Consider the following 12,930-nt stretch of genomic DNA (forward strand, 5'->3'; position numbering starts at 1 on the left):
CTGACGTCAGGGGAGCAAGCTCCCCATCAGTCCGCTCGACTTGCATGTATTAGGCACGCCGCCAGCGTTCGTCCTGAGCCAGGATCAAACTCTCCATAGAAAGTTTGATGTCTCTGACATCATTTAATTCATTCATTGACGGGATAACTTGTCATTATCCCACGTTTCGCTTGGCTTTTTGTTTAGTTTTCAAAGGTCACTGTCTTTCGTTTGCCACCGTGTCTTTCGCGGCGACAAGTAATAATATATCATCTGCAGTTTTTTAAGTCAACAAGTTTCATAAACTTTTTTATTTTTATTCTCTTTTTTAAAAGTGGACGTTTCCTGTTCACTTTGAACTGCTCAAACAATATACCAGACCAGCCGCCTTGTGACAACTTAAGATTTAGAGATTAAGGCATGATTGTCATGTCAATCAGTAAGAGTACGATGATGCCCGGTATTCCGAGAAAGCCTGTAACAGCTGCAGTAAAGACATTAATAGGAAGCTGATAGTCAAACAAAGATCCAAAAGCATTTAAAAAAAATAAAAACAAAGCACCGATCAGAATTTTGATAGCACCCTGCCCGATCCACCGGAGAGGTTTCATCGGCGCTCCTAATATAAGCAGCAAAAAAATGCCTGCTCCAAGAAGAGATAATACAAAGATAGGTTCCATTACTCCTTCACACCTTTGCTCTTTTTTAAGGCCCGACCACTATGACAAGCCTATCTCTACTCTATGCAGACATTTTTATCAGCAGAACTGTCACCGGATCTTAGAGGTCCGTCTGTGACGAATCTCTTTTAATAGAAAAAGATACTTCGCTTCTGTCAGTTTGGATTTATATAGAAGGTGATCCTGGTAATCAGAACTGTGGGCAAGCATGGCCTTTTGCTGATCGAGACTCTCCTTTAGTCCATCAATCTCTTCGAGGAGACGCTCGTCTCCTTTACGGCGAACCTTTCTTTTTTTACGGAAAAACATGATGTCCTCCTTTTAATCTATAGCTCTCTTCTACCCTCAATTGCTTTGGAGAGAGTTACTTCATCTGCATATTCAAGGTCACCGCCGACAGGCAGTCCGTGTGCAATTCTTGTTACCTTTATACCGGTAGGCTTTACAAGACGTGAAATATACATCGCCGTGGCCTCTCCTTCAATGTTGGGGTTCGTTGCGATGATTACTTCCTGAACGGTGTCATCCTGAAGTCTTTTTAGCAAGTCGGGAATATAGATGTCTTCGGGTCCTACGCCATCCATAGGAGAAATAGCTCCGTGGAGAACGTGATACAGACCGGAGTATTCGCGCATTTTCTCCATTGCAATTACGTCTTTGGATTCCTGGACAATACAAATAATAGATTGGTCCCTGGCTTTATCATCACAGATCCGGCACGGGTCCGTATCGGTAATATGATGGCAGACAGAACAGTAGGTAAGGTTCCTTTTCGCGTTTACCAAAGCTTTTGCAAAATCGAGGACATCGTCCTCTTTCATATCCAATACATAAAAAGCCAGCCTTGCAGCGGTTTTCGGACCGATACCCGGCAGGCGCATGAATCCCTCAATCAGTTTTGAAATCGGTTCTGGGTATTGCAAGTGAATCCACCTTCCAATATGAACAAAAGTAGAGTCAGGCCTGCTTCTGTTCATGTATTAGCGGCCTGCAGTACACGGTTCACCCGGTGATCAGTCACCTTACTTTGACGCATAGCGGGTTTGCCCATTGTCTGATCAGCCTTATTACACTCTGTTTTTTCAGTCAGATATATAGTAATACGGGGCTCGCTCAAAACTTTGTGTGAGCCAGCCCCATTTCATCCTTAAAACATTCCCGGTAGGTTCATTCCTTTAGTGAATTTGCCCATTCTTTCATTAATTAGTTCATCTACCTGAGTAAGAGCTTCGTTGGTAGCGGCTAAAACGAGGTCTTGCAGCATTTCTACGTCGTCAGGATCGACAACCTCCTCGTTAATCTGGATGTCCACCACTCGCTTTTCACCAGTTACTACAACTGTGACCATGCCCCCGCCTGCAGTTGCCTGTACTGTTTCTTCTTTTAACTGCTCCTGCGCTTTTGTCATTTCCTTTTGCATCTTTTGCATCTGCTTCATCATATTACCCATGTTTTTCATCTTTAGTTTCCTCGCTTTCGTATAGTTAAAATTCGTTTATTCTTTTACTTCCACCAGGTCTTCACCCATAAGCTTGATAGCTTCTCCTACGACCGGGTCTTCCTCTTCCTCGCCTTCGTCCCCACGCTGTTCTTTAACAAAGGTATCCTTTGTTTCTTCCCAGTGGATGGTAAGGATCGTAAGCACGGTAATTTGTTTACCTGTCACCGACGAAAGAACGTCTTCAACAATTGACCGGAACTTCGTATCAATCATATCGCGGTGCATTTCATTTTTAAAGGCCAGGACTACTTTATCGCCCGAACTTGCAACTGGCTTACAGTCACTCAGCCAGGCAGAGGCAGGTACACTTTTCCCTTTAACCTGTTCTGAAATTTGTCCCCACTTACTTGTGAGAGACTGGAGTTCTGCCTTGCTGGCACCGGAGAGCATTTCCCTTACCCTGCCCATCTGACTGCGGCTTTTGCCGGCTGAGGCAGCACGGCTTCTTGGTACCGGCTTCTTTTGAGGCTGGGCATCGGCCTGCTGCACCCCGTTTCCTGCGCCTCCACCCGGGCTTGCCTGGAGCTGCTTAATTGTCTTTTCCAGTTCATTAACTTTTGAGACAAGTTGCTTTACCGTATCGGAATCAGCCCCTCCGGTTTCAGCAGGTTTACTCTCGTGACAGGCCCGCACTGCAAAGAGCTCAAGGAAAACCTTCGGGTGATTGGACCACTTCATTTCCTGCTGGAAGTGGTTTAACAGGTCCATGACTTTATAGATCCATTCGGACGGCAGTTCTTTCGACAGCGAGATGAATGTTTCATCTGCTGTCACCCTCTCCATGGAGTCTTTTAAAGACGGAGCCGTCCTGTATAATAGAAGATCTCTGTAGAAATAGATCATATCTTCTATGAAGCGGTTTGGATCTTTTCCTTCTTTTACTACAGCATCAATTGACGTGAGGGCTTTGGCTACGTCCTGTTCTTTCAAAGCCTGGGCAATATCGAATAAGAGTTGCTGTGAAACGGCTCCGATAATTGACAGCACATCCTGAAGAGTAACTGCCGACTCAGAATAGGAGATAGCCTGGTCAAGAAGACTTAAGGCATCCCGCATACCACCTTCAGATGCCCTTGCAATCATTGCCAGCGCATCTTCCTCGACAGCGATATCCCCAGCCTGGACGATCTCCTTCATTCGATTAATCATGGAATCAGGGGAGATTCGTTTAAAGTCAAACCGCTGACACCGCGAAATGATCGTAAGGGGGATCTTATGGGGTTCAGTGGTAGCCAGTATAAAGATGACGTGCCTCGGTGGTTCTTCCAAGGTCTTCAGTAAAGCATTAAAAGCACCTGTCGACAGCATATGTACTTCATCAATAATGTACACTTTATACTTAACTGCACTCGGGGCAAATTTCACTTTATCCCTTATATCCCTTATTTCATCGACACCATTGTTACTTGCAGCATCAATTTCCATTACATCAACGATGGATCCATCTGATATTCCGCGGCAGGAAGTACATTGGTTACAAGGTTCCTCTACAGGTGCATGTTCACAATTTATTGCTTTTGAAATAATCTTAGCCGCACTCGTTTTACCGGTTCCACGAGGGCCGGTAAACAAATAGGCGTGGGAGAGCTTTTGTTGAACTAAAGCATTTTTTAATGTTGTCGTGATGTGCTCTTGTCCAACAACGTCCGACAGCACTCTTGGACGCCAGACGCGGTAAAGCGCTTGGTAACTCATGTTTCTCCCCCTTTAGGTCAATCCCTGAAGAGACTGAATGCATTCTGATAGTGTAAAAACACATTTGTTTGCTTCCTTCTTCTTTTACTCTCTTTATTATACCGGCTCATCTTCCCTTTTTCAAAACGATTCTTCCCGGAAGTTCATTTATTTCAATGGCTCTGTTCAGTCCGGATGAAAATCTTCGTGGCCTCGCGTCAGCACTGCAAGTGGCCGGAATCTTTTTACCCGCTCATAAAAAAGGACAGCCGCCTGTTATGCGACTGTCTTCTTCATTATGTATAAAGCCGTGCACCTTCCTTTGGGATTAACACCCCAGGCGTTACCTAAGCAGTTAGCTCGATCCAGGCGACTCCACGGCACACAGAAGGTACCGCTTAGTGCTGCTTCCTTCCGGACCTGACACGATTCACGGATTTCCGTTGCGTGGAACCCAGATGTCAACACCACTTACTTAGGTCAGACCCTACGATGCTAAAACCGGGGGAAGGAATTCGACCTCGCTATAGCGGATTGCGAGTACAGGGCACCGCTACCTCCCCGTCTAGCACGGCAAAGTTGATAACATATTTGGTTGCATCACTATCAGCGACGCAATTACTAGTATAATCGGTTTAGCCCTCAATTGCAATAGATAGGGTTTGTAAATATCTGTAATGTTTTCTGTCATTTATTCGTCTTCAGACTTTTCCTTTTTCGCTTCTCCTTCCTCAAGCTTTGCGATCTTCGCCATAATAATATGGGGAGGGGTATGCATGATATGCTCGATGGGCATATTTAATTTTTTTGACAGCACTTGGGCTGTTTCAAGTGAGAATTTGTTCGGCTGCACAAAACATCATCCTTTCTTTTCTTCCATAAATTCCGCCTTATTTCTTTTCTTACGTTCCCGAAGCTTCCGGAAAAACGAAGTAAGAAGGTTGGAACATGTTTCTTCCATTATACCTGAGGTTACGTAAGCCTGGTGGTTAAAGCGCGGCTCGTCTGTCAGGTTCATGAGCGTTCCGCAACAGCCTGCTTTAGGATCGGCCGCCCCATAGACTACTCTTTCAATTCGGGATTGCACAATCGCCCCTGCACACATTGGACATGGCTCCAGGGTTACATAGAGCGTGCAGTCAACAAGCCGCCAGCTTCCGACAGCCTCACACGCTCCCTGAATTGCTGTCATTTCAGCATGGGATGTGGCCAATTGTACCGATTCTCTCAAGTTATGACCTCTCCCAATTACCTTGTTATCTTTTACGATTACAGCTCCTATGGGTACTTCGCCTTTATCTTCCGCTTTTTCAGCTTCAGCTACAGCCTCTTTCATCCAGCGCTGATCCGGGTCATTATTCCGTATGTTCATTTTTTTATCCTCATTCTTTTACTTATTGCTTCGATTGTACTTGAATTCCCCCGACATCTCAACAGAGGGGCGGTTACATCCACGTCTGATTTTGTCTGAATTCCCCGGGAAATTTTGTTCATTTTTGAAAAATGCTGTTCTATCGGGAAATTTGCTTTGTTTGCTTTATACGAAAACAACGAAACAAAAAAGCGCGGGATCCGCGCTTTCTGATGGACTTCATTTATTTTGAGTAAAGAAAAGGCCTGCATAACCTGTCCATTCATTGTGTTTGAAATAGAACAGGCTATGCGGCCTCATATTTATCTTGCTGATTTAGGGTTGAAGGCATCCTTGATTCCTTCCCCGATGAAATTGATAGCGAGGATCGTAAAGGTTATCGCCAGTGCAGGTGGCACCCAGATCCACCAGAATGAACGGATAACATGAGGCTGTCTTGCTTCCTGCATCATATTTCCCCAGCTTGGTGTACCTGATGGAACACCGAACCCTAAGAAACTTAATCCTGTTTCAACAACAATCATTACAGCTAAGAGTAAAGTAGCCTGTACGATGATCGTTGTCATAACGTTAGGTAATAAATGCTTTCGAATAACCTTTAATGGTGAGCCTCCAATGGAGATTGCCGCCATTACGTATTCGTTTTCCTTCTCAGACATCGTCTTACTCCGCACAACCCGCGCTGCTCCAGTCCAGGATAATGCACTAATTACGATAATAAGCGCCCATATCCCTGCATCACGGAAGATCGATGCAAGTACGATAACAAAAACGAGGAATGGAAAGTTCATTACAAAGTCCGTAAAGCGCATGAGTACTGCATCAACCCATCCACCGTAGTATCCTGCAATGGACCCGATAAATGTTCCGATGATAACGACAGAAATCATACATACAAAACCAATCGTCAGTGATGTCCTTGCTCCATATAAGAGAAGGGATAGAATGTCACGACCGGAATTGTCTGTTCCCAGCAGATATCCGCCTCCAGGAGGCTGATTACGGTTCATTATATCGACCCGGTTAGGATCAAACGGTGCAATGAACGGTGCCAGATAAGCAAGAATCGTTACAAGAACAAGAAATGCAATACTGATCATTGCCAGCTTATTTCGAAACAGTTTGCGGCGAGCAATCGACCATGGGGATTGCTTTTTGGCCTTATTTTTCAATTCCTCTGCTTTTTGAGCATCTACAGTTGCTGCCATTTTTCCACCTCTATTCTACCCTTATCCTTGGATCTACTACACCGTACACGAGGTCAGCTATTAAGTTACCGATGAGCGTTGCAATCGATAGCATTAACGTAATCGCGAGTACGACAGAGGAGTCTCTGTTATCAATTGAACTGATTAGTAATTGTCCAATTCCAGGATAAGAAAACACTGTTTCGATAATGACGGCTCCGCCAATAATACTTGCAATGTCAAAACCAAATAACGTTACGATCGGAATCACGGAGTTTCGCAGAATATGTTTGTTATAAATGCGACTTTCGGGTGTTCCTTTCGCACGCGCTGTTCGAACATAATCTTTTTGAGCACTTTCGATAATATCATTACGTAAAAACTGAGTGTAACTGGCTGTAGTAAGACCACCAAGTACTAAAGCAGGCAGTGCAGCGTGCTTTAATTTACTCAGGTAATATTCCATTGTCCCAGGTTCCACTCCCGAGCTAATACTCCCAGTTGCAGGGAACCAGCCGAGTTGGAAAGAGAATAGAAAGATTGCAAAAATAGCAGCTACGAAACTTGGAATTGCCAACATCAAATAGTTTAAGCCTTGAATTCCGTAATCTCCGATAGTATAAGGGTTACGACCCGCATACCGTCCCATGAAAAAGGCCAGGATGTACGTAATAATCAATGAAAGAACCGAAAGCAGAATTGTGTTCGGCAGCCGCTGACCAATGACTTCCGTTACTGGCATCCGATGATTATAAGAACGGCCGAAATCCCACTGCAGGATATTTCCTGCCCATCTGGCATACTGCACATGCACAGGGTCATTCAGTCCAAGTCTTTCTCGCATCTCTTCTACGTATTCAGGTGACGAATTTGCTGGATCAATTTGCCCCGAGAGGGCATCCCCTGGCATGGCTAATGCCAGGGCAAATACTACAATGGAGATCATAACCATGATTGGAATCATGATGAGAATTCTGCGTAATGAGTAAAGTAACATGATCATTTCTCCTTGCTGAGGACTCGTTGAAGTACCCTCTTCGTGTTACAGGATTCTTAGTTCTCTCTGTACCATAGGTGCGGATCAGTAATCGCATCTCTGATGTCCGGTGTTACACCTTGAACTTCAGAGTTGATCGCGTAAATAGTGATTGGAGAGCTAAGTGGAACAAGCGGCAGCTCTTCGTTAACAAGCTGGTGCCACTCTTGGTATACTTCCGTACGGTAGTCGATATCTAACGCTTCCTCGCTCAACCCGCGGGCGATAAGCTCTTCAGAATCTTCGTTTACCCAACGTGGGAAGTTCCAGAAGTCGTTTTCTTTCCAAAGACCAGTTGGATCCGGATCAGCAGACAGACCCCATGCACCCATGAACAAGTCGATGTCTTCATCGTCTTCTTCAACTAAGTCATAGAAAAGGTTGAATTCAAAAAGTTGACCATTTTGTAACTGTGCGTTAATTCCTGCATCCTGCAGGTTTTGAACGATATACTGGGCACGTGGCTCAGAAATATCAGTACCGCTCATTGCCATGAAGTTTACAGAGAACTCTTCTCCGTCCGGAGTTTCAACAAATCCGTCACCGTTTGTATCTTCATATCCAGCTTCAGCAAGAAGCTCCATTGCACGTTCAGGATCGTACTCATACTGATTAAGAGTAGACTCATCCGGGTAAGCCCAGCTGATTACAGATTCAGGTGCGTTGATTACAGTACCGTAACCTTCGCTGAATGAATCGATGATTCCTTGACGGTCAATTGCATGTGCAACTGCCTGACGTACACGTACATCTTCAAACTTAGGGTTGTCCATGACGTTTTTCTCGCCATCCCAGTGACCTAATTTAAAGCCGATATAGCTGTAAGAAAGTGCTTCTACTTCTTCAAGGTATACATTGTCGTTACCTTCAAGCTGAATCGCCTGGCTAGGTGGTAAGTCAATGATGTCAACTTCGCCCTGTGCAAGAAGTTCACCGGCCATTGCGCCGTCAATTACTTTGTAAACAACGCCATCAAGGTTAGGTGCACCTCTCCAGTAGTCTTCAAATGCTTCAAATTCTACCTGCTCACCAGGTACGATGTTTGTTACTTTGTAAGCTCCAAGACCAACAGGGTTACGACGAACCTCGTCAGACTCTTCCATCTCAGCTACTTCAAGGTGCTCGAGGTGAGCTTTTGGCATTGGGTATGTCCAAAGGTTGCTGATTGTGTTTGGGGCAGCCTCTGTAACTGTTAATTCAATTGTATAGTCATCAACAAGGTTGATACCGGAAATTTCGTCGGCGTCACCGTCCTTCATTTCCTGTGCGCCTTCAATCATTTCAACGTTTGAAAAACGTACACCTGGGTAATCCGGGTGAGCAATGACTTCCCACGCGAATTTAAAGTCTTCCCCAGTTAGTTCTTCACCGTTGTGCCACATTACGCCTTCTTCAAGTTCGAACGTGATAACAGTACCGTCATCAGAAATGTCAAACTGAGCAAGGTGTGGTTCCGGCATTAAATCATCACCTGTTTTTACAAGTGCATCACCGCTAAAGATTTTTAGTGCAAGGCTGTCATCCTGACCGCCATAAAATGACCAGTCAAATGTTCCTGCAAATGGTTGTGTGTAACCGTATGTTACAGTTCCACCTTGTGGTGCATCTTCTTGTGCAGTGTCGTCTCCGCCTTCTTCATCGGCATCAGCGTCTGCATCAGTGTCTTCTTCTCCGCCTTCTACTTCTTCGTCTGCGTCAGTATCTGCAGGCTCGTCTCCGTCGCCGCCGCAGGCTACAACGAAAATCGAGATTGAAAGAAGCATCGCTAAGAGTAGCAATAATGATTTTCTCATCCTGATAAATCCCCCTTAATAAATGTGTTTGATCCAGTCAAAAAACGGTTAATCGTAAAGTAAGCACGAAACGCGGTGCTCCCGATTCACCTCCTTCAACTGAGGTTTTCTTTCGCTGCACTGAGGCATGGCTTCCGGACAGCGTGGATGAAACGCACAGCCAACAGGTGGATTCTGAGGGCTCGGTACGTCACCTTTTAAAATGATACGGGCACTCTTATTACGCGGATCAGGCATAGGAATCGCAGAGATCAGCGCTTTTGTATATGGGTGTTTCGGGTTCGCGTAAAGGTCGTCAGCATCAGCAACTTCAACAAGGTTACCGAGATACATAACGCCGATACGATCACTCATATGTTTAACAACACTCAGGTCATGAGCGATAAACAGCAAAGTCAGGTTAAACTCTTTTTGAAGACTCTTAAGCAGGTTCAGCACCTGTGACTGTACAGATACATCAAGGGCAGATACAGGCTCGTCCGCCACAATCAGCTTCGGCTTCAGTGCAAGGGCACGGGCAATCCCGATACGCTGGCGCTGCCCTCCGGAAAATTCATGAGGATATTTAAAGTAGGCATCTTCAGGAAGCCCTACTTTAGTAAGCAGGTCCATAACTTCATCCCTGACTGCTTTTTCCGACACTCTGCGGTAGTTAAGGATCGGTTCGGATACGATGCTCCCTACCATCATTTTCGGGTTCAGCGATGCGTACGGATCCTGGAAGACCATCTGAATATCTTTACGCATGTTGCGAAGACGCGATCCGTAAATGCTTGTGATGTCTTCTCCTTCGAAAAAGATCTTACCGCTTGTCGGTTTAAACAAACGAGTGATCGTTCGGCCGGCAGTGGATTTCCCGCACCCCGACTCCCCAACCAGACCGAATGTTTCTCCGCGCTTAAGCTCAAACGAAATATTATCTACGGCTTTAACATCACCAATCTTTTTTCTGAAAAAGCCGCCCAGTACAGGGTAATATTTTTTTAATTCTTTAATTTCCAGCAAATGTTCTGACTTTTGTGATTGTGTCATGCTCGCACCTCCGCTTTTTTGCCAGGCTGACTTGTTTCGTAAAGGAGACAGCGAACGGCGTGGCCTTTATTCGTTTCACCCAGCTGCGGATCAATTTGTTTACACTCAGGCATCGCCTCCGGGCAACGATCCACAAAACGGCAGCCTTGCTTCGGCATGTTCTTTAATGATGGAACAATACCTTTAATTGTATAAAGCTCCTCTTCCTTCTCATCCAGCTTTGGAATAGAGCCGAGAAGCGCTTTCGTATATGGATGCTTAGGATCATGGAAAATACGGTCCACATCGGACTGCTCAACAACTTGTCCTGCGTACATGACGACAACCTTGTCTGCCATCTCAGCTACAACACCAAGGTCATGAGTAATGAGCATAACGGCCATACCTTTATCATTCTGAATTTTCTTAATTAATTCGAGAATCTGAGCCTGAACCGTTACATCAAGTGCTGTTGTAGGTTCATCAGCAATTAGAAGTGCAGGTTCACAAGCGATAGCCATGGCGATCATAACCCGTTGACGCATGCCCCCTGAAAGCTGGTGCGGATACTCGTGCACAATCTGCTCAGACCTTGAGATACCAACGTCTTTTAAAAGCTGAATACTTTTTTTCCGTACTTGCTCTTTTGAAGCATCTGTATGGTTCAGTAAAACTTCATCAAGCTGGAATCCGATTGTCAGTACGGGGTTAAGCGCCGTCATAGGTTCCTGGAAAATCATACTGATATCCTTACCCCTGACGCTGTTCATTTCACTTTCAGTTAAGTCTGCAAGATCCTTCCCTTTAAAAAGAATCTGCCCCTTATCTATTGATCCATTATGCTTAGGAAGTAATTGCATAATTGAAAGAGACATTACACTCTTTCCACAACCCGACTCCCCAACGACACAAACAACTTCCTTCGACCCTACATTGAAGGATACGCCTTTAACAGCGTGATATTGTTCTCCGTCAATGTTAAATCCAGTGTGCAAGTCGTTTATCTCTAGAAGCGCATTCTGCTTGCTCATAGGATAATCAAACCCTTCAATATTTTCTGAAAATAATAAAAAATCTAGTTATTTAAAATAGTATTATAGTTTCATAACATAGTCAATGTTTTATTTCTTTTTCAATCCCCTAACAATTTCGTAACAATTACCTCAATTATTGTAATTGTCAGATAAATAAGAGCAAAGAATATTCAAGCAGGAAACCTCTCACCTGGCAATTCGACGGTATGACCATCTTAAGTAATCAATATTTTTACATAATTTAGAAGCGAACAAAAAATTATATCAAGATAATTAAAGGCGCTTTCTTACTAGACTATGTAAATACCACTTCTATCGATTTGGATGAGAAAGTCGTAGAATAATCACCGTTTATATCGATACCAGTGAACAGGAAGTCCTATTTCCAGCCTCCTCTCAAATTACCAGGATCCTCATTTGTTCTCATTGCACTTTTATGCATGAGAAATGAGTTAGGAAATCTGAATGAATGAAAACATGACCTTTTTACAGTTCACGGAACATTATACACTGATTACTCCATATATGCATGGATATATTTAAATTTTTTTACAACTCTGTTTGTTTTTTAGTAAAAACACTACTAAATTCCTATCTAATATTACAAAATTAAACAAATTTCCGCCTACTTTATTATAGAAATTGTGTATTTAACTCTTTTATCCTTTAAAGTGTCATACATAAAAATGCACTGATATTCAAAAGAAAAAGCCACCTTTGAAAAGGCAGCTTTCTCATATTATTGGTTACTTTTAGGGTCAAAAGCATCTCGTAAGCCGTCACCGATAAAGTTAATGGCAAGTACAGTAAGTAAGATTGCCAGACCCGGCGGGACCCACGTTTCCCAGTTATTTTCAAGAATTCGAAGACTATTGGCTTCTGTAATCATGTTCCCCCATGTCGGAGTCGGCTGCGGAATACCAAAGCCGATAAAGCTGAGGCCTGATTCAAGAATAATCATTGTAGCCATCATTAATGTAGCATTAACGATGATCGGACCGACTGCGTTTGGAAGGAAGTGCTTAAAAATAATTCTGAAATCCGAAGCTCCAATCGAACGGGCTCCGAGAACATACTCTTTTTCCCTGAGGGAAAGGAAGGTTGCTCTTATAATCCTTGTCAGGTTCGGCCAGGATGTCACCGCGATAATGGTTATAAACAGTGTAATGGTAACCGACTGTACAATCGCAATAATTGTCAGAATCAACAGAAGGAACGGGAGGATCAGCATAAGATCCGTCGCTCTCATGATGATGCCGTCAACCCATTTTCCATAATAGCCGGCAAGGGAGCCTAATAAGACACCGATAACGACAGTGAACAGCATGGCGAAGAATCCTATTGTTAAAGAAATTCTTGCCCCGTATACAAGTCTCGAGAAGTTATCCCGTCCAGAACTGTCTGTTCCAAGCCAGTGCTCTGAAGACGCTTTTGCTTCAATATTGTAATAGTTGTGTGCCGTTGGACTATGAGGCGCTATCACATCTGCGAAAATAGCCACAAGGATGAAGAATGATAATACAACCAGCCCGGCAATGGCAAGCTTATTCCTGAGAAACCTCCGCATCGCCAGTTGAAAAGGGCTTAAGCTTTTCTCTGCTTCTGTTTTAGCGGGAGGAACTGCAGTTCCTACTTGTTGATTAGAATGTGTTTCCATCAGCTT

The 12,930-nt window shown here is 44.1% G+C and carries 13 protein-coding genes, 1 rRNA gene and 1 other RNA gene; all 15 read right to left on the minus strand.

What is annotated here, in order from left to right; translation table 11 throughout:
* A 16S ribosomal RNA gene (locus EBO34_RS20205) occupies positions 1–100 on the minus strand; the annotation flags it as partial.
* A gap of 292 nt (positions 101–392) precedes the next feature.
* Positions 393–659 (minus strand): pro-sigmaK processing inhibitor BofA family protein, encoded by a 267-nt coding sequence (locus tag EBO34_RS20210; protein WP_122902043.1) that lies wholly within the window; start codon positions 657–659, stop codon positions 393–395.
* A 90-nt stretch (positions 660–749) separates the two neighbouring features.
* Positions 750–968: a YaaL family protein gene (locus EBO34_RS20215; RefSeq protein WP_122902045.1), complete on the minus strand. Its 219-nt coding sequence runs from the start codon at positions 966–968 to the stop codon at positions 750–752.
* Between the two features lie 17 nt (positions 969–985).
* The gene (gene recR / locus EBO34_RS20220) at positions 986–1,582 is read right to left on the minus strand and encodes a recombination mediator RecR (RefSeq protein ID WP_122902047.1); all 597 of its coding nucleotides are present in this window, start codon (positions 1,580–1,582) and stop codon (positions 986–988) included.
* 224 nt (positions 1,583–1,806) lie between these two features.
* A complete protein-coding gene (locus tag EBO34_RS20225) occupies positions 1,807–2,118 on the minus strand; it encodes a YbaB/EbfC family nucleoid-associated protein (protein WP_122902049.1) in 312 nt (103 codons plus the stop codon).
* A 36-nt stretch (positions 2,119–2,154) separates the two neighbouring features.
* Complete coding sequence (dnaX, locus tag EBO34_RS20230; protein WP_122902051.1) at positions 2,155–3,855, minus strand: DNA polymerase III subunit gamma/tau; 1,701 nt, start codon at positions 3,853–3,855, stop codon at positions 2,155–2,157.
* 287 nt (positions 3,856–4,142) lie between these two features.
* An RNA gene (gene ffs / locus EBO34_RS20235) (signal recognition particle sRNA large type) lies at positions 4,143–4,408 on the minus strand.
* 117 nt (positions 4,409–4,525) lie between these two features.
* Positions 4,526–4,687: a YycC family protein gene (locus EBO34_RS20240; RefSeq protein ID WP_122902053.1), complete on the minus strand. Its 162-nt coding sequence runs from the start codon at positions 4,685–4,687 to the stop codon at positions 4,526–4,528.
* A gap of 6 nt (positions 4,688–4,693) precedes the next feature.
* Entirely contained in the window at positions 4,694–5,206 is a 513-nt protein-coding gene (gene tadA / locus EBO34_RS20245) for a tRNA adenosine(34) deaminase TadA (RefSeq protein ID WP_122902055.1), read from the minus strand.
* A 302-nt stretch (positions 5,207–5,508) separates the two neighbouring features.
* Positions 5,509–6,414, minus strand: coding sequence for an oligopeptide ABC transporter permease (gene opp4C, locus EBO34_RS20255; RefSeq protein WP_122902059.1), 906 nt, complete (start codon positions 6,412–6,414; stop codon positions 5,509–5,511).
* Between the two features lie 10 nt (positions 6,415–6,424).
* Complete coding sequence (gene opp4B / locus EBO34_RS20260) at positions 6,425–7,390, minus strand: oligopeptide ABC transporter permease (RefSeq protein WP_122902061.1); 966 nt, start codon at positions 7,388–7,390, stop codon at positions 6,425–6,427.
* A 56-nt stretch (positions 7,391–7,446) separates the two neighbouring features.
* Positions 7,447–9,222, minus strand: coding sequence for an oligopeptide ABC transporter substrate-binding protein (opp4A, locus tag EBO34_RS20265; protein WP_122902063.1), 1,776 nt, complete (start codon positions 9,220–9,222; stop codon positions 7,447–7,449).
* Between the two features lie 48 nt (positions 9,223–9,270).
* Positions 9,271–10,254, minus strand: a complete 984-nt coding sequence (locus EBO34_RS20270) for an ABC transporter ATP-binding protein (RefSeq protein WP_122902065.1) — start codon at positions 10,252–10,254, stop codon at positions 9,271–9,273.
* On the minus strand, positions 10,251–11,264 hold the full coding sequence (locus tag EBO34_RS20275) for an ABC transporter ATP-binding protein (protein WP_122902067.1): 1,014 nt from the start codon (positions 11,262–11,264) through the stop codon (positions 10,251–10,253). Before EBO34_RS20275 ends, EBO34_RS20270 begins: the two co-directional genes overlap by 4 nt.
* A 742-nt stretch (positions 11,265–12,006) precedes the next feature.
* Entirely contained in the window at positions 12,007–12,924 is a 918-nt protein-coding gene (gene opp4C / locus EBO34_RS20280; RefSeq protein ID WP_122902069.1) for an oligopeptide ABC transporter permease, read from the minus strand.
* Between the last annotated feature and the right edge of the window lie 6 nt (positions 12,925–12,930).

Source organism: Alteribacter keqinensis (assembly GCF_003710255.1).
In the GTDB taxonomy this organism is placed as follows: Bacteria; Bacillota; Bacilli; order Bacillales; family Salisediminibacteriaceae; genus Alteribacter; species Alteribacter keqinensis.

What these genes read in the sequence shown, in the direction of transcription:
- EBO34_RS20210 (WP_122902043.1), bottom strand. Translation starts at nt 659, where the DNA reads ATGGAACCTATCTTTGTATTATCTCTTCTTGGAGCAGGCATTTTTTTG.
- EBO34_RS20215 (WP_122902045.1), bottom strand. Translation starts at nt 968, where the DNA reads ATGTTTTTCCGTAAAAAAAGAAAGGTTCGCCGTAAAGGAGACGAGCGT.
- EBO34_RS20225 (WP_122902049.1), bottom strand. Translation starts at nt 2,118, where the DNA reads ATGAAAAACATGGGTAATATGATGAAGCAGATGCAAAAGATGCAAAAG.
- dnaX (WP_122902051.1), bottom strand. Translation starts at nt 3,855, where the DNA reads ATGAGTTACCAAGCGCTTTACCGCGTCTGGCGTCCAAGAGTGCTGTCG.
- tadA (WP_122902055.1), bottom strand. Translation starts at nt 5,206, where the DNA reads ATGAACATACGGAATAATGACCCGGATCAGCGCTGGATGAAAGAGGCT.
- opp4C (WP_122902059.1), bottom strand. Translation starts at nt 6,414, where the DNA reads ATGGCAGCAACTGTAGATGCTCAAAAAGCAGAGGAATTGAAAAATAAG.
- opp4B (WP_122902061.1), bottom strand. Translation starts at nt 7,390, where the DNA reads ATGTTACTTTACTCATTACGCAGAATTCTCATCATGATTCCAATCATG.
- opp4A (WP_122902063.1), bottom strand. Translation starts at nt 9,222, where the DNA reads ATGAGAAAATCATTATTGCTACTCTTAGCGATGCTTCTTTCAATCTCG.
- EBO34_RS20270 (WP_122902065.1), bottom strand. Translation starts at nt 10,254, where the DNA reads ATGACACAATCACAAAAGTCAGAACATTTGCTGGAAATTAAAGAATTA.
- EBO34_RS20275 (WP_122902067.1), bottom strand. Translation starts at nt 11,264, where the DNA reads ATGAGCAAGCAGAATGCGCTTCTAGAGATAAACGACTTGCACACTGGA.
- opp4C (WP_122902069.1), bottom strand. Translation starts at nt 12,924, where the DNA reads ATGGAAACACATTCTAATCAACAAGTAGGAACTGCAGTTCCTCCCGCT.